Here is a 24417-nt window from a genome sequence, read left to right as displayed (position 1 = left end):
TTAGGACATTTAGTGTTATGCTTAATACAAGAACTTGAAAAGAGTAAACCATGCAACAAGAAGTACAGAGCGTTTCATTAATAACGTATAATATCCATAAAGGGTTTGGTGTAGGTGGCGCTGTTCGTTTTTTGCTTCCTAAAATGCGAGATGCACTTACCAGCTTAACTCCTGATTTTGTTTTTTTACAAGAAGTGCAAGGCGAACATAGAAAACGACAAAAACGTATCAATGCATGGCCTGACTCTCCTCAATTTGAGTATATTGCTGAAAACATATGGCCCCACTATGTTTATGCAAAAAATGCCGTGTATGAATCGGGACATCATGGGAATGCAATTTTAAGTAAATATGCTTTTGAACGATTTGAAAATATTAATCTTGCAAATATACGCAGAGCTTCGCGGGGAATATTACATGCACAATTGAAGCTGGATGAGGTCACCATCCATTTATTATGTGTACACCTAGGCCTTTTTAAAACAGAGCGGATGGTGCAATGTAATGCTTTAATGAAACGTATAAAGGATGTAGTTCCACAAGATGAGCCTTTATTGATGGCAGGTGATTTCAATGATTGGCGCACCGTTCTTTCCAAACCCCTGGCTGAGAACTTAAATATAGAAGAGGCTTTTGTCTCAGTGGAAGGGCAGCATGCACGTTCATTCCCTGCTATAAGACCGGCACTTTGCATTGATCGCGTCTATTTTCGTGGCATGAAAGTACAAGAAGTAGCGTGTTTACATGGTAAACCCTGGAGAATGCTTTCTGATCATTTGCCGCTTTATGCTCGTTTTGAATTAATTAAGCCTCTTTAATGTTTGATTATTATAAAAAAAATCACAGTATGAATCTTTTTAGGTTGCATAAAGATGTTGAGTTATAGCTTTTATATGGGGATTGGTTTGTTTCATGTACAAACCTTTCCCCAATAGAATGACTATTCCATTTTACTGTTGTATTCGCCCAAGCAGGCTAAGCTATTCAAACGGGCACGTTTTAATAAAGCTTCTTGTGCATTGGCGATATTTGCTTTATCTCCACCCCAGGCAGCTAAACAATCTTCCTGCAATGCTCTGCCGAAAGAAAAGCTAAGCAGCCAAGGCTGATGGTCGATGCTATTGATTGCATTTAAATTTGCTGTAGCTTGTTGTGGTGTTTGGCCACCAGAGAGGAAATTAATTGTTGGTACCGCAGCAGGTACATTATTACGGAATACACTAATTGTGTAGTCAGCAATTTCATCAGGCTCACTAAAAGGACTATGTGCTTTACCACAAGTGACCATACTAGGTTTTAAAATAATATGCTCTAACTCAATTTGGTGAATAAATAAGGCATGGAATAGTTCATGCAATACAACTTCACATACTTCGGCACAATGTTCAATAGTGTGATCTCCGTCTATGAGTACTTCAGGCTCAACGATAGGAACAATTCCTGCTTCTTGGCAAGCTGCGGCATAACGTGCCAGATTTTCGGCGCCTGTTTTAACCGCGGTTAAACTGGGAGTAAATTCAGAAATGGAATAGACATTACGCCATTTAGCAAATTGTGCACCTAATTTTTTAAAATGCTGCAAACGCTCGGCTAATCCATCTAAGCCTTGAGTTACTTGTTCATTTTCAGTATTGGCGAGATGAATTAATCCTTTATCTACTTTAATGCCAGGAACAATGCCCTTAGCAGCAAATAATTGAGGGATAGGAGTTCCATGCTCATCAGCCTGGCTAAAGGTTTCTTCAAATAAAATAACCCCGTTGATATATTGTTCTAAATCAGTGGTAGTGGCGAGCAGTAATCTATAATCTCTACGATTTTCTTCAGTATTTTCAATACCAATTGAGGCAAATCGTTTACCTATAGTTGAATTGCTTTCATCTGCAGCTAAAGTTCCTTTTCCCTCTTGCAGCATTAGCCCCATCGTATTGGATAATTCATCATAACTCATAGTGTATTTGCTCCTGATTGTTTACATTATCTAGATATATATTTTTCACGAATAATTTGTTGCATGGCAAAGCCTTGTTCTTTTAAGGAGTTAAAAGCCTCGTCAATCATACCGGGATTTCCACATAAATAAATAACATCATGCTGAGGATCTAGATTTAATGTAGGAAAAGCATGTTGTACGTAGCCGCTGTACTCATTGTCATTTAATTCATTCACGGGTTGTCTGCTTAAATAGGGTCTGAATATGACCTTTGGGTATTTTTGAGAAAATGCTTGGAACTCATTGGCATAGAGAATTTCTTCTCGTCGTTGTACGCCTTGTAATATGACTACCTCGAGTGTTGGGTGTTGCTCCATTAGTACGCCTAGTTCTTGAAGCATTGCTCGATATGGAGTAATTCCTGTACTGGTAGCGACTAAGATAAATCGAAGGGGTATTTCATCTTTGAGAACTAATCGACCATATGGCCCGCTGACTTGAATTGTATCACCAGATTTTAAATTATAAAGCAATTCAGTGCCCGGTCCATTTTCAAAATAGCCCGCTGCGAGCTCAATTAGATTATCTTGTTTTGGCGCATTGGCTATACTATAACTACGTTTTAATAATTTACCTTGATGTTCAAAATGAACGGTAATAAATTGACCGGGTAAATAATTAAAATATGGGGCTACTTCACAAGTAAAAATGAAGTGCTTTACTTTAGGGGAGATCATAAATGATTCTTTTAAAGTGATGGGAAATGTGTTTATTTGCATGACGAATATTCAACTTTACTGTAAAAATCTGAGATTATAACTCTGAACGAAGCTTAATATAAGCAAAAAATTATGCAATATAAGTTTTAACAGCATATAATTAAATTATGAACACACCGGATCTTATTACAATTTTAGGCAATCTCAGCCATTCTTTATACCCAGTACAGCATTTAATTACTGGGGGAGCGTATATTTTAGGCATTTTATTTTTTTGGACTGCAATTTCCAAATTCAGAAAAATTGGCGATCACAGGGCGCAATCTTCATCACAAGAAAAGATGTATAGTCCTATAATGTATTTATTTATGGGAGCGGCGCTATTTTATTTGCCTACTGGAATGGATGTTATGGCCAATACGTTTTTTGGAGCAGGGAATGTATTAACCTATTCATCCTATAATTCAACAAATATATACAGTTCTATGGGGTTAGTGGTTCAAACTGCGGGGATATTATGGTTTGTGCGCGGGAGTGTGTTGGTTGCACATGCCAGTCAACCAGGAACTCAGCATGGACCTAAAGGTTTGGTATTTATAATTGCCGGCGTATTGGCGATGAACTTTGATAACACTATAGCTATGCTGAATTACGTCATGGGTAATGTTGCAAATTGGACGATGGCAATCAAAACGAGCCAAGGGTACTAGTCGCGTCTTCCTTAGTTTTCTTCTCCACAGATTCTGAGGTTATTTGCCTTAGCAAAATCAATAATGGATTGATACAGTAACGGGCTTGATTCTTTAAGCTTTGGATCAAGTAAAATGCATTGATATCCCTCACTATTTACACTTGGCCGTAATAGAGGAGAATAATGAATACGACTGTTCTTAAAGCTTGCCAATGAGCCGCTCATACGTTCTGCCCAGTCACTGGGTCGAAAGGTTTTTCCTTGAGAAGTTATTCCTTCTATAATGATTGTTTTTTTTTCAGGTGCAGCCATATATTTTATATAATATAAATACAGTATGTTAATTATACCATCATATAATAAGTGCTGTACTGAAATTTATTCATTTTGCAAAAATAAATTTGTGTTAATTTGGTTTTCAAAAGTAATTTTTATCCCTATTATGTCAACATAGTATATTTGGCATTTTTTTTAAGGTTATTAGGAATGGAAAAAGAAAATCATTCTGGTATTTATTTATTGCCTAATTTGTTTACAACAGCCAGCTTATTCGCCGCATTTTACTCCCTTGTTGCGTCGATGAAAGGGCAATTTGAAGCCTCTATCATTGCTATATTTATTGGCATGATTGCAGATGGACTGGATGGGCGAATTGCACGTTTAACTCATACACAGACTGAGTTTGGCGCTGAATATGATAGTTTATCTGATATGGTCACCTTTGGTGTTGCGCCATCATTATTAGTATATAATTTAATTTTAAGTCAGTTAGGGAAAATAGGTTGGTTGGTCGCTTTTGTTTATACGGCTGCGGTTGCTTTGCGTTTAGCTCGTTTTAATACCCAAATTGAAACAGCAGATAAACGATACTTTCAAGGGTTACCTTGTCCACCATCTGCTGCAGTAATGGCCTCTTTTGCCTGGTTATGCTACCAAAATGAATGGCAGAATATGTTTGTTGCTCTATTAACCGCGCTCTTGTCATTAATTACTTCGGGGTTAATGGTTTCTAACTTTCGCTATTACAGTTTTAAGGAAGTGGATTTTAAAGGCAAAGTACCCTTTCTTTATGTCTTGGTAATGATTATTTTATTTGTAGCTATTGCAGCTAATCCTTCAGTGGTTTTATTTGTAGGTTTTACTGCTTATGCATTATCTGGATTGTTTATGACTTTATTTGCTCTGCACAAAGTGAGGAAGCAAAGAAAGTATTCCGAGAAATGAAAACAATTAGTACAGCCTATCAAAAAATTTACTGATTGAGTGAAAATTTACAAGAGAAGATAATTTGCAACAATGTAAGAATATTGCTAATGAATTTAAACAGCGTTCTCAAGAGCGGCGTGCACTAATCAAGGATAAAGGGTATGCCAAATGAACGAGATGCTCTTTGCATACGCTTTAATTAAGTTTCTGTTGCAATTCTTTGCTCCTCAGTTATGATTTTTGGATGTTCTAGGAAGATTTTTGTTATAATATTATTGATAAGAGATGCATTGCGAATTAAATAAAAATTATTTCAATCCCAGTTATTCACCTTCGCCAAAATAATTATTAATCAAATGAGTTAAGGCTTCATTCATTTGTACTTCATCAGGACCATTTATTTCCATAATGAGTTCGCTCCCTTTATTGGCTGCAAGCATCATGACACCCATAATGCTCTTCCCATTAACGGTTTGTGAATTACTGGTTACATCAATTTGGCTTTGGAATTTTGCGGCGATAGAAACAAACTTTGCCGAAGCTCGTGCATGCAAGCCCAATTTATTAATTATTTTAATTTTAGTTTTAATCATAGCGTTACAAATGTATCATGAAATAGGTAATAAGTGTAGTTAAGCTCAGCAAAGTGGATCCCAGATTAATAGGGATTCACTTTGCTGCAAAAACTACCGCTAGCGATTACTCCTTAATCATGATGTTTATGGTTTTTCTCTTTATGTTTAGTTAGTTGACGCTCCAATTTATCTATCAACGTATCAATTGCAGCATATAAATCTTCAGATTCTGAGCTGGCATGCAGTTCACCTTTGGTAACATGAACGGTTGCCTCAGCAATTTGACGTAATTTTTCTACATTCAATACCACGTTAATGGATTTGATTTGATCAAAGTGACGCTCCAGCTTATCGAATTTTTCTTCGGTAAATGCTCTGAGGGCAGGAGTAACATCAATATGATGTCCAGTGATGTTAATTTGCATAAAAATCTCCTAGTTACATAGAGTTCGTTTGACAATTCTACTGTCTTGGCCAAAATGGTGCGATTTGATGCGTGCTCCGATACTCACATACTTTCAACTTTAATGTATGTTGTTTTTCGATGCTCTAAAATTTACCATTTTGGCTCAATCTGGCGAATTTCACTGACCCTAAATTAATTACAAATTGTTTTTCTTTCATTGGATGGAGCAATTCCCATTGCTTCACGATATTTTGCTACGGTTCGTCTTGCTACTTTAATACCCTGTTCTTCCAATAATCGGGTAATTTTACTGTCACTTAATGGTTTTTTTCTATTCTCCGCAGAAATTAATTTTTTTATGACGGCGCGTATGGCTGTAGAGGAGCATTCATCTCCAGCATTTGTATTGACATGACTTGAAAAGAAGTATTTTAGCTCAAATACACCTCGGGGGGTATGAATAAATTTCTGTGTGGTAACACGAGAAATGGTTGATTCATGCATATCTAGAGCGGAAGCAACATCATTGAGAATTAATGGTTTCATCGCTTCTTCACCATGCTCTAGAAACCCTTGCTGGTATTCCATGATGCATGCAGCTACTTTAAGCAGGGTTTCTTGGCGACTTTGAATGCTCTTTAAAAACCAACGTGCTTCTTGTAGGTTATTTTTTAAGAACTGATTGTCTGCACTATTATCTGCTCGTTGAATCAGTGAGGCATATTGGTTATTGATACTTAAATGAGGGAGTGCACTTTGATTCAGTTGAACCCTCCATTTATTATTAATTTTTTTAACAGTTAAATCAGGAATAATGTATTCCGTAATGTCTTCATGAATTAAGTTTCCAGGCTTAGGGTTTAGTCCTTGAATTGTTTTTAATACTTCATTAATCGTTTTTTCAGTAATCTTATGATTTTTCATTAATTGTTTATAATTATGCTGAGCCAGTAATTCAATGCCTTCACTAATAATCTTTTTAGTCAATGCCAAATGTTCTGCATCCAAAGAAACCTGTTCTAGTTGTACAAGAAGCGTCTCAGCAAGGCATGTGGAGGCACAGCCTACGGGGTCAAATAATTGCAAGCGATGACGTACTGCATTTATTTCATCTAAATCGAGTGGATGTTCATCACTTGTAAGAGTTGTATGCAATTCAGTGATGCTCATCGTTAGGAAACCATCGCTATTCACTGCATCAATAATAGTGGTTGCTATTGCTCTGTCAACATCGCTCATGGGCGAAAGCTCAAGTTGCCATCTTAGATGGTCTTTTAAATTAGTTGTTGTGCAATGCAAATTATCGAAATTACAGTCATTATCTTCAAAGGAGGTACGTTTGCTTGAGCTTTGATACAGTTCAGACCATTGAAAATCATAAGGCTCATCATTATTTTGCTGCTTTACTTCACTGGGTCCAAATTCTTCTTTATCTTCATTTGGGGTTGCTTCAAGCATCGGATTTGATTCAACAATAAGTTGAATTTCTTGCTGTAAATCAACCGTTGATAATTGCAACAGTCTTATTGCTTGCTGTAACTGTGGCGTCAGCGTCAAATGCTGCCCGATGCTTAGTTGCAATGATGGTTTCATGCAAATCCTCTTTGTATTCATTGCCATTTACTATCAGTTTAAACGATTCGTAAGGATTATCCAGTATCTACGGGTGTTAATTTGGAGTCCTCTACAAAAATGCAATTACATCAGTTGGTTTTTCTGAATGGGCGGGGCAAATAAAATCAAAGTGTTCATCTCGAGTTCATTGGATGACGATTTTCCAGAGCAAATTTTACATTGGAGTTAATGTCGCTTTTGCAAGAGAAACTAAAATTTTAGCTTTTTGAGGGGAGGAAAAGAGATTGCTCTTAAGAAATAAATAAAAGTAAGCCCCATCAGTGTGAGGCTTATATAATTATTTTACTTTTTTCTCTTTAAAAAGAACATGCTTACGTACTTTAGGATCGTACATCATAAGCTCCATCTTTTCAGGATGGTTTCTTGGGTTTTTAGTAGTGGTTTTATAGTATCCAGTTCCTGCTGTGGATTCCATTTTCACTTTAATAGTGACGGCTGCCATGGTTTATCCCCTTAGTTATACTTTTTCGCCTTTAGCTCTGAGTTTATCCAGAACTGCTTTTATGCCTAACTTGTCTACAATACGCATACCTTTGGTACTGAGTTTTAATGTGACAAATCGTTTCTCTTCTTCAACCCAGAAACAGTGATTCTGAATATTCGGCAGAAAGCGTCTTTTGGTTTTGTTGTTAGCGTGCGACACTTTATGACCAGTCATGGGTCGCTTGCCAGTTACCTGACATACTCTAGACATTGTGTTACTCCAAAATAGGTTTTAATTTAGGTTCTGTTTACTTTCTACTTTCTCGGTCAACTGACTCAAGCTAGTGAAATAGAAACAAACCCTATTGGTCTTTGTAAAATTCTGGGCAAATAGCCGGATGTGAAATACAAGAGCGGTTTTATATCAAAAAAATGCATTAGTTGCAAGATTTTTGTAAGGACATATAATTCCGGCTTTAATAAAATATGAGTGTGATTTATGCAGCGCAGGATAAAAAGTTATGTCTTACGTGCTGGTCGGGTGAGCAATCGACAGCGTCAGGGGTTGGATTTTTGGCTTAAAAATTATGAGCTTACTGTGGATGGATGTCCATGGAATTTGTCAGAAGAGTTTGACCGCACTGCCGATACAGTGGTTGAAATAGGTTTTGGTATGGGTGCATCGCTGTTGGCAATGGCTAAAAATAATCCTGCACTGAATTACATAGGAATAGAAGTGCATCAAGCGGGTGTAGGGAGCTTGGCTGCTGATTTACATGAATATCAATTATCCAATGTGCGTATTGTTGCTCATGATGCAGTTGAAACATTTCGTACCCAATTGTTGGATGACTCACTTGCTGGAGTACAAATTTTTTTCCCAGATCCATGGCATAAAAAACGTCACCATAAAAGACGCTTGATTCAGCAAGAATTTATTCAATTATTGACTAAAAAAATTAAACCAGGTGGGTTTATTCATTGCGCAACCGATTGGCAAGATTATGCTGAGCACATATTAGAGGTTTTATCTACGGAGCCGGTTCTACAAAATACGCAAAAAGAAGGAGGGTATTCACCCAGACCTTTATCACGACCACTTACTAAGTTTGAACAACGCGGTGAACGTTTAGGACATGGGGTTTGGGATTTGATTTTTACTAAGCTGGACGCATAGTCTTAATACCTATGCCAGAAATCAAGTTGTTGAGATTGGGGTCCTGTTCACTTTCGCTAGCTTGTTGAGCCAAAGGGTCAGATTTTCGAGTGCCGAAGTGCAGCATTCATGGAGTATGTGAGCATTGGAGTGTAGATGATTTTGTAGAAAATCTAACTATTCTTTGATCTTCTATTGTCCAATGTGTAATATAAATCCGGAGGATATTACAGAGGACGTAACATGGAATTTATCACTGAAATAAATGCAGCTATAAAATCAGGACTAAAAGGATTTAATAAATTTATTGAACATAAGTTGCAAAGAGAAGCGGACTACCTTGAGCGCCCGTACTGGACGGAAGGTGGTATTCAAGTGACCGTTTTGAATTATCTGATTCAACAACACCAGGAAAAAAATAAAAACTTTGTTAATGAGCAGAACTCTTCCGATTTGACAGATTTTATTGATTTAATCTTAAGCAAAGTTCGCGATAAAAATATTGGCTTGCCCTTGCATCAAGCAATTGCGGCTAATAAAATTCAGCTGGCTCTTCATCTTTTAGAGAACAACATTTTTGATGTCAATAAGCGTGATGAAGAGGGTGCGCGGACCTTATTGTCATTGGTTTTACCTACTAGAAGCCGTCAACTATTGATAAAAATCTTAGCCTGTAAACCTGACGTAAACGCAGTAACACGTCTTACCGAAGAGCATATTCCTTTTCAACCCTTGCACCAAGCTATAGCATTGGATTTTGCTTCTGGAGTAATCAATTTAGTCAGGTCCGGAGCAGATGTAGCTAATCCTGTGGGTGTGCTGAGAGATACCCCGGTATTGTTTGCAGCACAGCAAGGTAAGATAAAGGCACTTGAAGCTTTATTAGAAGAATCTCCGGTAGATCAACTGAAACTTGAGGCGAGAAATAAAAATTTTGAGGAAGATAAGAAAAAAGGTGAAAATGCAATTGAAGTACTTTGTAAAAAGTTGGTTAATAACCGAAGCGACAAAGATTTGCTCCGCGGTGTTGCTATGTTGCTTTGTCGTGGAGCCGAACCACCACACCATGAGGAACTATGTCAAATATTAGCAGATAAACGCGGTGAGTTGCTCAAAGAAATTGATGCCTATATGGATACCAGACCTGAGTTGGTCGACCCTTTTGTGAACCGATGCCATTTAACTAACAGTACATTGTATAAAATAATTTATGTGGATCATACTTGGGGGAGTACATTGCGCCAGCTTTTTGGTAGACCCAGTGATGCAGCTTTTGCTGTAGAAAGGTTGGTTACCCGCAAATACAGTCGCCGTTCAGAAGGAAGTTCTGATACTTCTGTATTGCCAACAGCTGCTGCGGTACCATTAAAAGGAGATGAACCTCCATTAAAGCTCTATGCAGAATTTGTGCGACGTTATAATGAAGCTTATGAAAATCAAAGAATTACTAATCCCTGGAGTACTATGCGTTGGATGATCGCTGAGGGGAAATGTAATTGGGAAACAGTAAAAGAGTATGCTCGAAACCATCCAGGAACCAGGACACAGATTATCTATGATGATATGTTTAAAACCTTGCCTAAAATGAAGGTACATGAGGAAATTGAAAATTCTACTGGAGAACCTACTCTTAGTAGCGAAGCTACGCTATAAGCGAAGATTAATAGCTGTTGCATGTCCTTCTATGATATAGAGATGGAAAAAACCTTAAATAATCTTTAAGGAAGCCATCTCTGATGGATACTATGTGAACATTGAATTAAAATTGAAGGGTTCGAGTCTATTGAGTTGAGACGTGGTAATTATGAATATTAGCTTGTTACTTTTAATCATGATTTGTTTTATTGGTATGATCAGCCCGGGGCCAGATTTTATACTTGTTACAAAAAACGCGCTTTTGTATCCCAGACGTCAAGCTTTAGCCACAGCCTTAGGTATTGTCACCGGATGTCTTTTCCACGCTACTTATTGTATTTTGGGTTTGGCGTTGATTATTACTCAAAGTATCGTTCTTTATACCATAATAAAATATGTAGGTGCATGTTATTTAATTTATCTTGGCTTAAAAGGCCTAAAATCCAAGCAGTCTATGAAAATAAGTCGGGACTTTTCTTTAGTGAAAAATATAACAGTTTCAAAAGCTTATATTGAAGGTGTCTTATGTAATGCTTTAAACCCAAAACTTGCGGTTTTTCTGCTCAGCTTGTTTACCCAGTTTGTGTCAACGCACGCATCACTTGGTGATAAAACTCTAGTTGCCGGAGTATTTATTTCTGAGTCTGCGCTTTATTGGCCTTTACTCGTTTTATTCTTGCAATCGAATAATGTTCGAAAAGTATTTGCTCGTTTTCAAGTTGCATTGAGTCGTGTGTTTGGTGGTTTATTAGTTTATCTAGGAATTCGAGTGATGTTAAGTACAGATTAGGAGCCTTGATAATCAGTCATTATGGATTGGGGTATGAGCATGGCAAAGCTACTGCTGTAAATGGTACTTAATCACCAGCGGTGATTTTAGAGCTTGTTATTCCACATAGTGATCCGACTATTAACTTATTTAACCAATTTTTTATTACTGAAAATGATATTGTAGTGGATATTTGGGATAGGTAAATGCCAAATATGAGCGCAGGATTTAATTCTTTATCGTATCGGCTTATCTAAAGAAATTCATCTTCTGTGAAAGAATTAAGAATCCATATTGAGCTAATTACATCCGGAGAACTTGCTTAAACTTCATATACCCCATAGAATTCTAGTTTTCTTAAAATTTGCCAGGAGAGAAGTACATGGGGTGGAATGAGCCAGATAAAGGCAAAGATCCTTGGAAGGGTAAAAATCAACCTCCAGATTTGGATGAAGCTCTGAAACGCGTTCATGACAAACTGAAGAAGTTATTTGGAGGTGGTGGCGCTAAAACAACTAATGAACCCTCCAAAAAGTCAAATGGTGGTTTGGTGACTCTAGTAGTTATCTTAATTGCGTTTATCCTTTGGGTACTCTCTGGTATCTTTATTGTTGATCCTGCAGAGCAAGCAGTTATTCTTCGGTTTGGCAAATATGTTGAAACTGTGGGCTCAGGACCACATTGGATACCAAGAATTATTTCTTCTAAAATTATCATGAATGTGGACAGAGTGTTGGATTATTCCTATTCTGGACAAATGCTTACCCGTGATGAAAATCTGGTTTCAGTATCTTTAGCTGTGCAGTATCGTATTGGTGATCTCGAGGATTATTTATTTAATGTAGCTAATCCCGAAGAAAGTTTGCAACAAGCCACTTCAAGTGCTCTAAGACAAGTAGTGGGAACAACTACGTTAGATCAAATGATTACTGAAGGACGTGAAGTTTGGGGTAACAAAGTACAAGATACATTGATAAAAACATTGGATTTATATAAAACAGGTGTTTTGATTGTTAATGTATCACCCCAACCAGCACGTGCACCTGAAAGTGTGCAAGATGCTTTTGATGATGCGATTAAAGCACAGGAGGATGAAAAACGCTTTAAAGAACAAGCCTATGCTTACGCAGCGAAAGTAGTACCGATTGCTGAAGGGAGGGCGAGTCGTATTCAGCAAGAGGCAGAAGCCTATTCCAAACAGGTTGTTCTGAATGCCCAGGGGCAAGTTTCTGAGTTCTTAGCCTTACTCCCTCAATATACTGCAACTCCAATAGTTACTGCAGAACGTATGTATTTGGAAACAATGCAACAAGTATTAAGTAAAAGTACTAAGATCATTGTTGATAGTAAAACGGGTAATTTGTTGTATCTACCTTTGGATAAATTGTTTGAGAAGTACTCGGGTTTCTCTCATGAGGCTGCAAAAAATGGTAAAGCGGAAGATGATGAGTCCAGTGAAACAGAGAATTTGGTCGATGGCCGTGAGTTTACTAGACCTATTTATCGACAAGGGAGAAATTAACAATGAAAACGATGAGTAAAACCCTTGGCATTTTGATCTTTTTAATACTCCTTCTTTTATTGACCAGTGTATTTACTATAACACAAGGACAGCATGGTATTCTTTTGCGTTTAGGTCGTCTGGTCAATGATGAGTCCACTAATAAAGTTAAAGTCTTAAATCCTGGATTGCATTTTAAAATGCCGTTTATCGAAAGTGCACGTATTTTTGATACCCGCATTCAGACAATGGATATTAAATCGACCCGTATTGTTACTAAGGAAAAAAAGGATGTAATGGTTGATTATTATGTTAAATGGCGAATTACTGATTTGGCCCAGTATTTTAAATCAACTGGTGGCAGTGAATTTAAAGCGGAAACATTATTAGAGCAACAACTAAATACATTATTGCGTGCTCAATTCGGTAAACGTACGATTCCCGAAGTAGTATCAGGCGGTCGTGACGATTTAACGGAGTTGTTGCGTCAAGCTGCCCAAAAGCAAGCAGGTGGATTAGGTATTATTGTTGTTGATGTACGCATTAAAGGGATAGAGTTACCAGCTAATACCAGTAATGCAATTTATCAACGCATGCGTGCAGATATGCAAAAAATTGCAAACAGGCATCGTGCTGATGGTCAGGCAGCCGCTGAAGAAATAAGAGCAAAGGCTGATGCTGATGTCACGGTCTTATTAGCTAGAACTCGCAGTAATGCCCAAAAGGTAAGAGCAATTGGACAAGCACGCGCAGCATCAATTTATGCTGATGCATACAATAAAAATAGGGGTTTTTTTACTTTATATCGCAGCTTACTCGCATATGAAGAGAGTTTTAACAGTAAAAGAGATATTTTGGTATTGGATCAAAGTAGTGCATTTTTTGATTATTTTAAAGCGGCCACACCAAAAAATGATGGTGTACTTGCTAAAAAGTAACTATAATGCCAGATTTTGGTAACTATTCATCCCTGTACTAAAATCATGGGAAACGTCCATGTTTTAGTGCAGGTTGAGTGAAAAATATTCTGAAAATGCATTGCATCAATGGCATTGAGCACGTATTTTCGGAATATTTTTCATTTAAGAAGAAAACACTACATAGGTTTGAGTAGTGACTATTTTTATTGAAGTTTGAGTTCAGAGAATCTCAACTTAGAGTGACGAACAAGCATTGTGCAAATTAAGGTAGATCATGGGTAAAAACGTTGTTGTTTTAGGAACGCAGTGGGGCGATGAAGGCAAGGGCAAAATTGTCGATTTATTAACCCACGATGCGCAGGTTGTTGTCCGTTATCAAGGCGGTCATAATGCAGGTCATACCTTAAAAATTAATGGAGTGAAAACGGTTCTTCGTCTTATTCCTTCTGGCATGTTAAGACCTCACGTTACATGCTACATTGCAAATGGTGTAGTTCTTTCGCCCGACGCCCTGTTGGGGGAAATTAAAGAGTTAGAGCAACGTGGAGTTGATGTTCGTTCCCGCTTACGTATTAGTATGGCTTGTCCACTGATTCTCTCTTATCATGTTGCGATGGATAAAGCGCGTGAAGCACATATGGGAGACTCAGCGATTGGTACAACTGGACGTGGTATAGGTCCTGCGTATGAAGACAAAGTTGCCCGTCGGGCATTAAAAGTCAGCGACTTATTTCATCCAGAACGTTTTGAAAAAAAATTGATTGACCTTTTAGATTACTATAACTTTATTTTAACGCACTATTTCAAGCAGCCAGCTGTGGATCTCCAACCTATATTGGATTCTGCTCTACAATGGGCTAAAGAACTACACCCAATGGTTTGTGACGTTTCTGCTTGTTTGCATGAGCATAGAGAGCAAGAAGATAATATTTTATTTGAAGGGGCGCAAGGAGTCTATCTAGATATTGATCATGGCACTTATCCTTTTGTTACTTCATCAAATACTTGTGTGGGCTCAGTAGTTAATGGTGCGGGGTTTGGTCCAAAATACATTGACTATATTTTAGGGATTACTAAAGCTTATACTACGCGTGTTGGTGGTGGTCCTTTTCCAACTGAACTTTTTGATGAGGTAGGTAAACAGATTGCTGAACGAGGGCAGGAATTTGGGGCTGTTACTGGAAGACCTAGACGCTGTGGATGGTTTGATGCAGTTCTCTTAAAACATTCAATTGAGTTAAATAGTATTACGGCATTATGCCTCACTAAGCTGGATGTTCTGGATAAATTAAATGTGTTGCGCATCGCCGTTGCTTATAAAGATGAAAGAGGAAATTTAATTTCCCGTCCTCCTCAATCAGCCGCAGATTTTCAAGGTTTAGAGCCTGTTTATGAAGAAATGCCCGGTTGGCAAGAATCTACTGCTGATATTACGAATATAAATGATTTACCTGCGAATGCCCTTGCTTATTTAAAACGAATAGAAAATCTGCTCAAAGTGCCTATTGATATATTATCAACTGGGCCAGAACGTGATTCGACGATTATTTTGCGTGATCCATTCAAAATTTAATACATATCTGTTTACGTAAAATGTAAAAATGTAGTCTGGTACAGGAAAGCATAACCCTGAATCGATATGTATCCATGGCTGGCTATCCTCTTGAGTAACCTGCGATATCATTTTGTTCTTTTCTTCCAGGGAAACCAAGGGGGCACAACCGTCTCTTGAAACCTAGTTGCAATGTGCAGTTGGTTTGCCTAGGATAATAAAAATGATTCTCTTTGAGAAAAGAGTAATGAACAGATCACACGTAAATCAATTAAACTTACAGATAATCATTGCGATTATTACAGGAGCAATTATCGGTATTTTGCTTCATCTGATTCCAGAAAAAAGTCTAGTTTTTGAATATATTGTTGAAGGCTTTCTGGATTGGGGAGGGAACGTTTTTATTACCATCCTGAAAATGCTGGTCATACCGGTTGTTTTTGTATCACTTATTTGTGGTACGTTCAATATCAACTCCAGCCGACAATTTGGTAGAACTGCATTTAAGACCATTATATTATACTTAGTCACTACAGCTTTAGCTATTGGTCTGGCTTTAGCAGTTGCTAGTTTATTTGACTTTAGCGACAGTAAAAAAATACCGATAATACACCAGCATAAAACGATTTCTGCACCGACAATCAAAGAAACTTTATTAAATTTGGTGCCAAGTAACCCTATTAAAGCAATGGCTGAAGGGAATATGTTGCAAATAATAATATTTGCATTATTGTTTGGTGTATCTATTACGAGCGCTGGAAAAAGTGCAAAAAAAATTAAAGAATTATTTAAAGCAGCTGATGCTGTGGTTATGCGCTTAGTTCATTTAGTTTTCCTAGCAGCACCTTATGGTATTTTTTGTCTTATATCCGTAATGTTCGCACGTATTGGTCTTGATTTGATTATTCAATTATCGGGTTACTTTTTCACTGTTTTGTTGACTCTTTCACTGCATTTATTGGCAGTATATCCTATACTGCTTAAAAGTTTTACTGGATTATCACCCCTCACTTTTTTTCGACAAATGTGGCCTGCCATGATATTTGCTTTTTCTACATCAAGCAGTAATGCCTCGATACCCGTAGTACTAAAAACAGTTAAAGAAAAACTGGGGGTTGATGAATCGGTTTCTTCTTTTATTATTCCGTTGGGCGCAACTATCAATATGGATGGCACGGCTATTATGCAAGGGGTTGCTACCGTTTTTATTGCCAATGCTTATGCTATTGATTTAGGACTTAGTGGTTATCTCACCGTAATTTTATTGGCAACCCTAGCTTCCATTGGTACTGCGGGAGTTCCAGGGGTAGGTCTGGTTACTCTAACAATGGTACTTATTCAAGTGGGTATTCCCGTTGAAGGCATATCATTGATCATAGGCATAGATCGATTGCTGGATATGGCAAGAACAGTCGTTAATATCTGTGGTGATGCGACGGTGGCATGTATCGTCGGATATAGTGAAAGCGCGCTCAATGAAAAAGAATACTATAAAACAAATACAGTAGAAATTTAAGAAGAAATACTTACTCGAGTCTTGTAACTTCAGGAACTTATCCAAATAAATAGCGTTTTTTTGCGGATGAGCAATCAATTATGCTTCATATTATTTTCATCCATGCCAATCAATCTAATTTTGCCATATTGGCTTCCATTTTTTTTATATTAAGATAACATATTGATCTTATTATTATTTTTTTGAAATTTACGGCAGCTAATTGCTCTAATTGATTCACAAAAAAACTTTCTGTTATTTTTTGTGTAAATGATATAGCCAAAGCGTTTAGTAAAACTATAGATAAAATCAGAATTAGGATAAGTAGGAAATACGATGATGAAAATACAAGTATGCTTAAACGAGATGAAAAAAAAAGAATATGCTAACCCTAGCGAAGATAGAGATGGACTCGATTTTCTTGCTTGGTGTTTGCAAAAGGCAGATAAAGTTTTAGAAGAAGGAAAACCTTTATGGGTAGCAAAAGAAATTTTTATCCAATCGATGAAAAAAAAACCTCAAACGAGCATACTCTACGGTTTATCACCAGCCAAATACAGTGAAATTTTGACTCGAATAAGTGAAATCCGAAAAGGAACATATAATGCTACTTCGATGGTGTTCAATGGGTTAGCCACCGATGGGCCTATTTTAATAAAGATTCAACAATTGGATAATGCATTAGTGATGCAAGGTGATAAAGAAAACACCACATTTGAGCCAAAATAATCTCATATATCAAGCAAATATATAACAAGGATGAGTAATTTTTCAGGAAAAGAAGAAATTGAATTAACCTAATTAATAGGCCAGTTTAAAAATAACTGGCCTCGAAAATTACTTCCGTTCTTTGCCCCAAAAAGAACAGATGGAAAATCCAAACGACCTTTCAAGGTAAGAATGTTACACTGACTCCATATCCTATTTGTTTAAGTCACAAAAATTAGATAGTTAAAATTTGTTTTCAAATGCACGTAGTTTTTGTTCTAAATCCCACTGTAATTGGGCTTTTTCGTTTGCTTTTATAAACTGCTCGCAGCGTTTACTCCCTAAATCTTGACAATCAGGAATCAATTGGGCTTTATCTGCATCAGACCATATACTGTTTCCAGGTAAAAATGCATAAGTTAATGCATTTCGGTTGATTTGTTTTAAGGTTGGATAATCCAGATCATGATTCAATACAGCCTCTACATATTGCTGGCTTAAATTAGTTCGTAATATGCCTTCATCATCAGTGGATAAAACAACAGGAACATGATGCTTAAGATAAAAACTCAACGGATGGCTGCGACCTGCAATCTTTAATATTTTAAGGTTACTGATTAGATTAATTTCTACTGCTTTATGACGTTTAGCCATGTAATCTAAAGTGCTTTTGACGTTATTTTCATGAGCAATATCTACCCCGTGCCCAATTCTTTGTGCTTGGCCGGTAAAAAGTGCATCATGAATGTGATAATCCAATTCTTCTGGAGTAACAATTTCCTGAGTTATTTCACCAGCATGCAATGCAATATTGACCTGTGGATATAGCTTATGTAGGTACTGATAAATTTGCATCTGTTTGCGATAGTCGCGTAAAGAAATAATACCATCTTCAGGTTGTACCAAATTAACGCCAACAAGCGCACCGTTGCTTTCCATGGATTGGCTTACAGCTTCAAAAGCATTCAGGGTTTGTGCAAAAAGGTTATCTAAAGATTGCTCTCTGAGTGAATAATATAAAAATTTAACTTTGATTTGGCAGGCTTTTCTTTCTGGATGGGTATCACAGCCTAATTCCTGGTGTGCTTGTTGGATTATTCGATTGGCTTCTACTGCAGTATAATTAACATTACCTTGAAAATCCTGGTTAGCTAATAAGAGTTTTCTTTTTTGACTAAACGAAGTTGTATCTTTAATTATATCACCAAAGCTGGATGAATGAGCGTTATCCGGTAAAATCATTAATTCCATGTAGTGCTCATTTTGTTGCGCTGCGGTTTGCAGCACTGCTGCGACCAATTCAGGATGATGATCAGCAACTATTGCATTGAATTTGTAGAATGAGCTGAAAAAATGATCATGCCCAGATTCTTTCCCTGGAACAAAATCTTTCAAAGACCAGCTTCTGATGGTATTTGCATAGAGCTCAGGATGATTAAGCAGATCCTTTGTATCTACGCCATGACATACAGCAGGGTTTTTACTGACCACCCAATTGGTTGTATTCAAGCAATAATTATCTTTAGATGCAAGTTCCAACATGATTTCCGGATAGGCACCTCCAGCTAGATGATAATGTAACTCTCCGCCTTTAGGCATACTCTTAAAAAAAACATATAAGGCATTGGGATCATTTTTTATTTGGTCAAAATAGGATTGAACACTAGCTTCAGCAAAAGAGAAAAAAAATAGGCCGGTCAGGAGTGAAATTGATTTAATAAGATTCATTGTATTCGAAAATATGTCACTTTTATGGGGATTATCTCACAATTATTATTAAATCCCAACCATTGTATTTAGATTCTATTCATAGCAAAATAATTTTGTAACTATTCAGCACAGGTCATCGAAAAGCCATATTTGGCTTATCTTAGCGAAAAACCCGCACTCTAATTTGGTTTTTCACCAAGATTTTGAAATTGTGATAAGTAGATACATAATTTTAAAAGGACCAACCAACATTTAAATGTAATATTAATCGAGTTTAATCAATTAGGATGATGAATATGAAATATTTTTTATCAAAATTTTATACCGTTTTAGGTTCTTTTTGGGTATCGCTGATGACGGTGAGTTTTTGTTACGCTGCATCTGGCGTGAGTGACTCTACCAATAAAACCAAAATGAAGATCAATGTTGGTATTTATGCTCCTTTTTCCAATGAATCTGCTTTTATTGGTAGAAATATGCTGGGAGCAATGGAAATTGCGCGTGATCAGTTAAAATCCTCAGTGATTAACTATGAGTTCTATACTCTGGATGAAATGCCAAATAATGCCCATGCAACAAAAACCGTGCAAAAATTTATCGAGGCACATCATATTAATGTATTAGTGACTGAAGGGACTGAAAGCGGTGCTTTGGTTGCGCCTTTAGCTAAAAAAAATAATATCATTCATTTTTGTCTTACTGATAATACAATAATTGCTGATGGAAAAAATAATTTTCAAGCACAAAGCCTCAATCACAAACAGGCTGCTGTTTTGATTAAATCAATGAAGCCAGAATTTATTGCTCAATTTAAACAAGAATATCTTAGTCATCCTGTTAGTGAAGCGGGTTATGCTTTTGATATATTCCAACTGCTTCATAGTAGTGCTTTGCTTGCTCTGAAAACTCATTCTGATTTTTCCAGCCAGGCAATTGCAACACATTTGTTGACGCTTGAATCTGGGACAGGGGTAATGGGTAGATTTAATTTAGATAAAAATGGTCTTTTTTATAAGAAGCAAATAATTACAGCCTAATTTTATTTAAATTACTAAGATTGACTATATTGTAACTGTACAACTAATGGCATTAACTTAAGAGTAGTCTGAGTGCAGCGAAACGGTTGCACGTTTCTCTGCTCAGACTTCAATTTTTATTCTATAAAAGAAGAGGAGCCTAAGTGGGTTGGTTCAATCCAATCCTTTTGGCTCCTCTTCTTGTTCACGTGGCTAATTATCTGTTCGCCAAAGCCATACCTTCCAAGACTGTTAAAGCAGCATAGAGTTGATAATCATTATGCATTAAATCATCCACTTGCACTTTGGCATCTTTAGTTTTAGTAGTTTCCGAATTATTCTTATTCACTAAATGCCCATTAAGATTTGCTTCACTAAACCCAGTGAGTTCAGAAGACTTCGCAGCAGTTTTAGGGATTTCCACCTCGTTAACCACAATATCAGGTATAATTCCTTGAGCTTGAATCGATGTTCCTGATGGAGTGTAATAAAGGGCGGTAGTTAATTTAATCCCTGTTTTCTCATCTAATGGTAATACGGTTTGTACTGAACCTTTCCCAAAGCTTGTTGTACCAAGAACAACAGCTCTTTTATTGTCTTTAAGTGCGCCGGCTACAATTTCAGCCGCAGATGCGGAACCATTATTAATTAATACAACCATTGGGGCATTATGTAAGACATCAACTCCCTTAGATATGGCAGTAAAGTCTGATCCAGGTAAGCGTCCTTTGGTTGAGACAATTGTTTCTGGCTTACCTAATTTGTTTTTACCAAGAAAGGCGTCAGAAACCTGAATTGCTGAATCAAGCAATCCTCCTGGGTTGTTACGTAAATCCAGGATTAGGCCTTTTAAATTTCCTCCAGATTGTTGTTTCAATCTATCAATGGCTTGCAACATATCTTTTCCAGTCAATGCCTGGAATTGAGTTAAGCGAATATAACCATAGCCTGGAGTAAGTATTTTGCTTTGTACACTTTTAATTTGAATAATTTCTCTTATTAAATCAAAAGTAAGTGCTTTGTTAACCCCTTTGCGTAGTACAGTCAATTGAATGGTACTTCCAGCTTTACCACGCATGAGGTTGACTGCATCTTTAAGAGAAAGACCTTGAACGGATTCTTTTCCTAATTTAATAATGTAGTCACCAGATTTTATTCCTGCTTTAAAGGCTGGGGTGTCAACCAGAGGAGTAACTACTTTAACAACGCCATCTTCCATAGTTACTTCTAACCCTAAGCCACCAAACTCACCGCTCGTTGATGTATGCAGCTCTTTAAATTCTTCTTCATTCAAATAGCTGGAGTGAGGATCAAGGCCACTAAGCATACCACGAATGGCATTATCAAAAAGTTCTTTATCAGCAATCGGTTTGACGTAGTATTTTTTAATTTCGCCTATAGCATTAGAAAATCGTTGTACATCTTCTAAAGGAACCGCTTTAGTAGCACTGGAGCTTGTAGAAGTATCGGTATCAGCCTCATCATCTGCAAAACTTGTCAGAGGTAACATAAGAGTAAACGCATATACTATCGCAAGCGAGCATGGATATAGTTTTCTTATCAACATAGCGATCTCCTCAGATGCAAGGCTACAAAATAAGCCATCTTCTTTATTATAATTTTTGAAATGCAATTAAGGTGCCAGGGTTAACCTACGACAGCCAATTAAGTGGCGGAATAGCTTTTCCCCTTAGTCTTATTTCAAAGTATAGACCGTTTTGTTTAATCCCGCCGGTATGTCCTACACTTGCGATTTGTTCATTTTGATGTACATATTGTCCTTTGTTTTTAAATAAAGATTGATTATGAGCGTATAAAGTCATAAAACCTTGTCCGTGATCAATAATAAGAAGCAAACCATATCCTTTAAGCCAATCGCTAAATACTACTTTCCCTGGATAAACGGCAGTAACTGCTGTTCCTTCCTCGGCAAAAAATGTCACTCCTTGGTTCATTTTACGTAGAGAATGGCCCTGACTACGGATCGGAGCCGGCAATTTTTTGCGCATCTGGCTAAAGGGAGTACTCCTTTGGTTAAATGGTTTGCTTGTTGGAGTGCTACTTTGTTGCGCTAATGATTTGAGTAAGCGTGCTAAGTTCTCTTTATTTTTTCGCACCTCACGCAAGATGTTTTGCTTGTCTTGAATTTCATGATTCAGTGATTGAATTAAAGCAGTATGATAATTTTTATTTTGCTGTAGTTGTTGCTGATGCTGGGTAAGTTCTGCTTTTAGTTGTTTGTTAGCGATAAGCTCCACACGGAGTTTCTCTTTACTCTCACTAAGATGCACACGTGTTTTATCAATTTTATCAATAAGTTGTTGACGTGATTTAACAATATATTGGTAGTACGTTAGAATTCGACTCACTTTATTGGGATCATCCTGATTAAGTAATAATTTAAGCGGCTGGTATTCCCCCATTTGATAACGAGCGCGTACGTGGTTGGATAATAATTGTTGTTGGGTAATCAGCTGTTGATTTAATTGATTTACTTGCTTTTGTAATTCAGTAATTCTATTTTCTTTATTCTTAATGTCATCCTGGATGGAATGCAGCTTATGAACTCCTTCGCCAATTTGCTTTTCGGTTTCTGACAACTCCTTATTTAAAACACCTCGTTTATCGTGAGCTGAGCTTAAGTTTTGTTGAAGGCTGTTAATTTGAGCATCCAATTGCTTTAACTTATTTTGTGTTTGCAGTACAGTGGAAGTCGACTCTGCATACACACCAAAGCAGGACAGCATACTAAGGACCAACCCAGTAAAAGAAACAGCGTAATTCCGTTTATTCATGAGTATTTTTTTCTAACAATTGATGACCTGTCATTTCCGCTGGAGGAGTAATTTCCAGTAAAGCAAGTATCGTTGGCGCGATATCAATTAAGCTTCCTTTACTTCGGGAAAAATGCCAATGACCTCCGACATATACTAAGGGCACAGGTTCACTAGTATGAGCAGTATGTGCTTGAAGTGTTGTTTCGTCAAACATTTCTTCCGCGTTGCCATGATCAGCAGTGATGAGTAATTTCCCACCTTGTCTTTCCAGTGCATTCCAGACTTTACTCATGCATTGATCAAGACATTCTATTGCGCGAATTGTAGCCTTAAAATCTCCACTGTGTCCTACCATGTCGGCATTGGCATAATTACAAATAATCACGTCATAAGCATTGCTGTTAATTGCTTCGATCAAGCACTCTGTTAATTGGGGCGCACTCATTTCAGGCTGTAAATCATATGTAGCAACGTTGGGGGATGCAATTAAGATTCTTTCTTCATGTGGAAAAACATTTTCATTTCCACCATTGAAGAAAAAAGTTACATGGGCATATTTCTCTGTTTCTGCAATGCGTAATTGACTTAGGTTATGGGCTGCAAGAACTTCGCCTAAAGTATTATTTAAAGGAATAGGAGGGAAGACTTGGGTCGTGGGCAAGTTTTTATCGTATTGAGTCATACTGACAAAATAGGATAATTGAGGTTGTGTAGCACGGTTAAATTTTTTAAATGTTGGATCTATAAAAGCAGTAGTTAATTGCCGGGCTCGGTCTGCTCGAAAATTAAAGAAGAAAGCAGCATCTCCATCTTCAATTGCTTTCTTTTCGCCTATAAGAGTAGGAGGTATGAATTCATCAGACCGGTTTTGTTGATAAAAAGACTTTATAGCTGTTTCTGCATCTACAAAATGATGCTCACTGTTGCCTTGAGTTAATAAAGTATAGACTGGCTCTATTCTTTCCCAGCGATTGTCTCTGTCCATGGCATAATAACGCCCGCTAATTGAGCAGACTCGGGCTACTGGATGTGTTTTTAACTCTGCATTGAGGCGCTCTAAGCTATTTAACACACTTTGCGGGGGAGTATCTCGCCCATCTAAAAATAGATGCAAATATACAGAAGTAAATTTTTGTTGGGCACATAAGTTGAGAAGGGCAAATAAATGATGCTCGTGACTGTGAACTCCTCCTGGGGAAAATAATCCCATGATATGCAACGATTTTTCAGTTTTCTGCAATGTGGAGATTACATCATGGAAAACCGGGTTATTGGCAAATTCGCCATTCTTTATGCTTTCGTTAATGCGCGTGTAATCTTGTTGTATTACTCTGCCTGCACCAATATGCATATGTCCTACTTCTGAATTACCCATTTGCGCATCAGGTAAACCGACTGAAAACCCAGATGCTTGTAAAAGAATATGAGGACAGTTTTTCCACCATTCATCCCATTGAGGTGTATTGGCTTGGGCAATAGCATTATGTTTATTATTTTTGTTATAACCCCAGCCGTCTAAGATCATGAGCAACAAGGTCGCTTTTTTTTGCATGCAACTCTCCGTGGAATACAGTCAAATTTGGTAGGAAG

The 24417-nt window shown here is 37.3% G+C and carries 24 protein-coding genes; 12 read left to right on the top strand and 12 right to left on the bottom strand.

Annotated features, from left to right (window positions below):
* Positions 1-50 precede the first annotated feature (50 nt).
* Positions 51-818: an endonuclease/exonuclease/phosphatase family protein gene (locus Ltuc_RS11405; RefSeq protein WP_058521374.1), complete on the top strand. Its 768-nt coding sequence runs from the start codon at positions 51-53 to the stop codon at positions 816-818.
* Positions 819-940: 122 nt separating this feature from the next.
* Here the strand turns inward: Ltuc_RS11405 and Ltuc_RS11400 are convergent, their stop codons facing one another.
* Complete coding sequence (locus Ltuc_RS11400; protein WP_058521373.1) at positions 941-1951, bottom strand: class I fructose-bisphosphate aldolase; 1011 nt, start codon at positions 1949-1951, stop codon at positions 941-943.
* 26 nt (positions 1952-1977) lie between these two features.
* Complete coding sequence (locus Ltuc_RS11395; RefSeq protein WP_058521372.1) at positions 1978-2712, bottom strand: ferredoxin--NADP reductase; 735 nt, start codon at positions 2710-2712, stop codon at positions 1978-1980.
* Positions 2713-2819: 107 nt separating this feature from the next.
* Between Ltuc_RS11395 and Ltuc_RS11390 the strand changes: the two genes are divergently transcribed.
* The gene (locus Ltuc_RS11390; protein WP_058521371.1) at positions 2820-3362 is read left to right on the top strand and encodes a hypothetical protein; all 543 of its coding nucleotides are present in this window, start codon (positions 2820-2822) and stop codon (positions 3360-3362) included.
* A gap of 11 nt (positions 3363-3373) precedes the next feature.
* On the opposite strand, the gene Ltuc_RS11385 is transcribed toward Ltuc_RS11390, so the two are convergent.
* Complete coding sequence (locus tag Ltuc_RS11385) at positions 3374-3655, bottom strand: DUF3579 domain-containing protein (protein WP_058521370.1); 282 nt, start codon at positions 3653-3655, stop codon at positions 3374-3376.
* Positions 3656-3829: 174 nt separating this feature from the next.
* On the opposite strand from Ltuc_RS11385, the gene pssA reads away from it, so the two are divergent.
* On the top strand, positions 3830-4567 hold the full coding sequence (gene pssA / locus Ltuc_RS11380) for a CDP-diacylglycerol--serine O-phosphatidyltransferase (RefSeq protein WP_058521369.1): 738 nt from the start codon (positions 3830-3832) through the stop codon (positions 4565-4567).
* Between the two features lie 305 nt (positions 4568-4872).
* Here pssA and Ltuc_RS11375 read toward each other — a convergent pair whose 3' ends face one another.
* The 5 genes from Ltuc_RS11375 to rpmB form a co-directional block, all read right to left on the bottom strand.
* On the bottom strand, positions 4873-5142 hold the full coding sequence (locus Ltuc_RS11375) for an HPr family phosphocarrier protein (RefSeq protein WP_058521368.1): 270 nt from the start codon (positions 5140-5142) through the stop codon (positions 4873-4875).
* A 113-nt stretch (positions 5143-5255) separates the two neighbouring features.
* Positions 5256-5549 carry a ribosome hibernation promoting factor gene (gene hpf, locus Ltuc_RS11370; protein ID WP_058521367.1) on the bottom strand — a complete coding sequence of 98 codons (294 nt, stop codon included), beginning with the start codon at positions 5547-5549 and terminating at the stop codon, positions 5256-5258.
* Between the two features lie 173 nt (positions 5550-5722).
* A complete protein-coding gene (locus Ltuc_RS11365) occupies positions 5723-7123 on the bottom strand; it encodes an RNA polymerase factor sigma-54 (protein WP_058521366.1) in 1401 nt (466 codons plus the stop codon).
* Between the two features lie 319 nt (positions 7124-7442).
* Positions 7443-7607, bottom strand: a complete 165-nt coding sequence (rpmG, locus tag Ltuc_RS11360) for a 50S ribosomal protein L33 (protein ID WP_003635328.1) — start codon at positions 7605-7607, stop codon at positions 7443-7445.
* Between the two features lie 15 nt (positions 7608-7622).
* The gene (gene rpmB, locus Ltuc_RS11355; RefSeq protein WP_058521365.1) at positions 7623-7859 is read right to left on the bottom strand and encodes a 50S ribosomal protein L28; all 237 of its coding nucleotides are present in this window, start codon (positions 7857-7859) and stop codon (positions 7623-7625) included.
* Positions 7860-8087: 228 nt separating this feature from the next.
* On the opposite strand from rpmB, the gene trmB reads away from it, so the two are divergent.
* The 8 genes from trmB to Ltuc_RS11315 all read left to right on the top strand — a co-directional run bounded on the left by trmB (position 8088) and on the right by Ltuc_RS11315 (position 17345).
* Positions 8088-8765, top strand: a complete 678-nt coding sequence (gene trmB, locus Ltuc_RS11350; RefSeq protein ID WP_058521364.1) for a tRNA (guanosine(46)-N7)-methyltransferase TrmB — start codon at positions 8088-8090, stop codon at positions 8763-8765.
* Between the two features lie 222 nt (positions 8766-8987).
* The gene (gene ankC / locus Ltuc_RS11345) at positions 8988-10397 is read left to right on the top strand and encodes a Dot/Icm T4SS effector AnkC/LegA12 (RefSeq protein ID WP_058521363.1); all 1410 of its coding nucleotides are present in this window, start codon (positions 8988-8990) and stop codon (positions 10395-10397) included.
* Positions 10398-10548: 151 nt separating this feature from the next.
* Positions 10549-11169 (top strand): LysE family translocator, encoded by a 621-nt coding sequence (locus tag Ltuc_RS11340; RefSeq protein ID WP_058521672.1) that lies wholly within the window; start codon positions 10549-10551, stop codon positions 11167-11169.
* 361 nt (positions 11170-11530) lie between these two features.
* A complete protein-coding gene (gene hflK / locus Ltuc_RS11335) occupies positions 11531-12670 on the top strand; it encodes an FtsH protease activity modulator HflK (RefSeq protein WP_058521362.1) in 1140 nt (379 codons plus the stop codon).
* 2 nt (positions 12671-12672) lie between these two features.
* A complete protein-coding gene (hflC, locus tag Ltuc_RS11330; RefSeq protein WP_058521361.1) occupies positions 12673-13587 on the top strand; it encodes a protease modulator HflC in 915 nt (304 codons plus the stop codon).
* A 256-nt stretch (positions 13588-13843) separates the two neighbouring features.
* The gene (locus tag Ltuc_RS11325; protein WP_058521360.1) at positions 13844-15142 is read left to right on the top strand and encodes an adenylosuccinate synthase; all 1299 of its coding nucleotides are present in this window, start codon (positions 13844-13846) and stop codon (positions 15140-15142) included.
* Positions 15143-15368: 226 nt separating this feature from the next.
* Complete coding sequence (locus Ltuc_RS11320; RefSeq protein WP_058521671.1) at positions 15369-16637, top strand: dicarboxylate/amino acid:cation symporter; 1269 nt, start codon at positions 15369-15371, stop codon at positions 16635-16637.
* Positions 16638-16952: 315 nt separating this feature from the next.
* A complete protein-coding gene (locus Ltuc_RS11315) occupies positions 16953-17345 on the top strand; it encodes a hypothetical protein (RefSeq protein ID WP_058521359.1) in 393 nt (130 codons plus the stop codon).
* Between the two features lie 222 nt (positions 17346-17567).
* Here the strand turns inward: Ltuc_RS11315 and Ltuc_RS11310 are convergent, their stop codons facing one another.
* The gene (locus tag Ltuc_RS11310; RefSeq protein ID WP_058521358.1) at positions 17568-19052 is read right to left on the bottom strand and encodes an adenosine deaminase family protein; all 1485 of its coding nucleotides are present in this window, start codon (positions 19050-19052) and stop codon (positions 17568-17570) included.
* Positions 19053-19330: 278 nt separating this feature from the next.
* On the opposite strand from Ltuc_RS11310, the gene Ltuc_RS11305 reads away from it, so the two are divergent.
* Positions 19331-20071 carry an ABC transporter substrate-binding protein gene (locus Ltuc_RS11305; protein WP_058521357.1) on the top strand — a complete coding sequence of 247 codons (741 nt, stop codon included), beginning with the start codon at positions 19331-19333 and terminating at the stop codon, positions 20069-20071.
* Positions 20072-20267: 196 nt separating this feature from the next.
* Here Ltuc_RS11305 and Ltuc_RS11300 read toward each other — a convergent pair whose 3' ends face one another.
* The 3 genes from Ltuc_RS11300 to gpmI all read right to left on the bottom strand — a co-directional run bounded on the left by Ltuc_RS11300 (position 20268) and on the right by gpmI (position 24379).
* Positions 20268-21617, bottom strand: coding sequence for a S41 family peptidase (locus Ltuc_RS11300; RefSeq protein WP_058521356.1), 1350 nt, complete (start codon positions 21615-21617; stop codon positions 20268-20270).
* Between the two features lie 85 nt (positions 21618-21702).
* Positions 21703-22845, bottom strand: a complete 1143-nt coding sequence (locus tag Ltuc_RS11295; protein ID WP_058521355.1) for a murein hydrolase activator EnvC family protein — start codon at positions 22843-22845, stop codon at positions 21703-21705.
* Entirely contained in the window at positions 22838-24379 is a 1542-nt protein-coding gene (gpmI, locus tag Ltuc_RS11290) for a 2,3-bisphosphoglycerate-independent phosphoglycerate mutase (protein ID WP_058521354.1), read from the bottom strand. The genes Ltuc_RS11295 and gpmI overlap by 8 nt, the downstream gene beginning before the upstream one ends.
* Positions 24380-24417 lie beyond the last annotated feature (38 nt).

Source organism: Legionella tucsonensis (assembly GCF_001468035.1).
Taxonomy (GTDB): domain Bacteria; phylum Pseudomonadota; class Gammaproteobacteria; order Legionellales; family Legionellaceae; genus Legionella; species Legionella tucsonensis.
This window is presented reverse-complemented; position numbering and strand designations above follow the sequence as displayed.

What these genes read in the sequence shown, in the direction of transcription:
- Ltuc_RS11320 (WP_058521671.1), top strand. Translation starts at nt 15,369, where the DNA reads ATGAACAGATCACACGTAAATCAATTAAACTTACAGATAATCATTGCG.
- ankC (WP_058521363.1), top strand. Translation starts at nt 8,988, where the DNA reads ATGGAATTTATCACTGAAATAAATGCAGCTATAAAATCAGGACTAAAA.
- pssA (WP_058521369.1), top strand. Translation starts at nt 3,830, where the DNA reads ATGGAAAAAGAAAATCATTCTGGTATTTATTTATTGCCTAATTTGTTT.
- Ltuc_RS11305 (WP_058521357.1), top strand. Translation starts at nt 19,331, where the DNA reads ATGAAATATTTTTTATCAAAATTTTATACCGTTTTAGGTTCTTTTTGG.
- Ltuc_RS11395 (WP_058521372.1), bottom strand. Translation starts at nt 2,712, where the DNA reads ATGCAAATAAACACATTTCCCATCACTTTAAAAGAATCATTTATGATC.
- Ltuc_RS11310 (WP_058521358.1), bottom strand. Translation starts at nt 19,052, where the DNA reads ATGAATCTTATTAAATCAATTTCACTCCTGACCGGCCTATTTTTTTTC.
- hflK (WP_058521362.1), top strand. Translation starts at nt 11,531, where the DNA reads ATGGGGTGGAATGAGCCAGATAAAGGCAAAGATCCTTGGAAGGGTAAA.
- Ltuc_RS11340 (WP_058521672.1), top strand. Translation starts at nt 10,549, where the DNA reads ATGAATATTAGCTTGTTACTTTTAATCATGATTTGTTTTATTGGTATG.
- hflC (WP_058521361.1), top strand. Translation starts at nt 12,673, where the DNA reads ATGAAAACGATGAGTAAAACCCTTGGCATTTTGATCTTTTTAATACTC.
- Ltuc_RS11390 (WP_058521371.1), top strand. Translation starts at nt 2,820, where the DNA reads ATGAACACACCGGATCTTATTACAATTTTAGGCAATCTCAGCCATTCT.
- gpmI (WP_058521354.1), bottom strand. Translation starts at nt 24,379, where the DNA reads ATGCAAAAAAAAGCGACCTTGTTGCTCATGATCTTAGACGGCTGGGGT.
- Ltuc_RS11385 (WP_058521370.1), bottom strand. Translation starts at nt 3,655, where the DNA reads ATGGCTGCACCTGAAAAAAAAACAATCATTATAGAAGGAATAACTTCT.
- Ltuc_RS11375 (WP_058521368.1), bottom strand. Translation starts at nt 5,142, where the DNA reads ATGATTAAAACTAAAATTAAAATAATTAATAAATTGGGCTTGCATGCA.
- Ltuc_RS11325 (WP_058521360.1), top strand. Translation starts at nt 13,844, where the DNA reads ATGGGTAAAAACGTTGTTGTTTTAGGAACGCAGTGGGGCGATGAAGGC.
- Ltuc_RS11300 (WP_058521356.1), bottom strand. Translation starts at nt 21,617, where the DNA reads ATGTTGATAAGAAAACTATATCCATGCTCGCTTGCGATAGTATATGCG.
- rpmB (WP_058521365.1), bottom strand. Translation starts at nt 7,859, where the DNA reads ATGTCTAGAGTATGTCAGGTAACTGGCAAGCGACCCATGACTGGTCAT.
- Ltuc_RS11365 (WP_058521366.1), bottom strand. Translation starts at nt 7,123, where the DNA reads ATGAAACCATCATTGCAACTAAGCATCGGGCAGCATTTGACGCTGACG.
- rpmG (WP_003635328.1), bottom strand. Translation starts at nt 7,607, where the DNA reads ATGGCAGCCGTCACTATTAAAGTGAAAATGGAATCCACAGCAGGAACT.
- Ltuc_RS11315 (WP_058521359.1), top strand. Translation starts at nt 16,953, where the DNA reads ATGATGAAAATACAAGTATGCTTAAACGAGATGAAAAAAAAAGAATAT.
- hpf (WP_058521367.1), bottom strand. Translation starts at nt 5,549, where the DNA reads ATGCAAATTAACATCACTGGACATCATATTGATGTTACTCCTGCCCTC.
- Ltuc_RS11400 (WP_058521373.1), bottom strand. Translation starts at nt 1,951, where the DNA reads ATGAGTTATGATGAATTATCCAATACGATGGGGCTAATGCTGCAAGAG.
- trmB (WP_058521364.1), top strand. Translation starts at nt 8,088, where the DNA reads ATGCAGCGCAGGATAAAAAGTTATGTCTTACGTGCTGGTCGGGTGAGC.
- Ltuc_RS11405 (WP_058521374.1), top strand. Translation starts at nt 51, where the DNA reads ATGCAACAAGAAGTACAGAGCGTTTCATTAATAACGTATAATATCCAT.
- Ltuc_RS11295 (WP_058521355.1), bottom strand. Translation starts at nt 22,845, where the DNA reads ATGAATAAACGGAATTACGCTGTTTCTTTTACTGGGTTGGTCCTTAGT.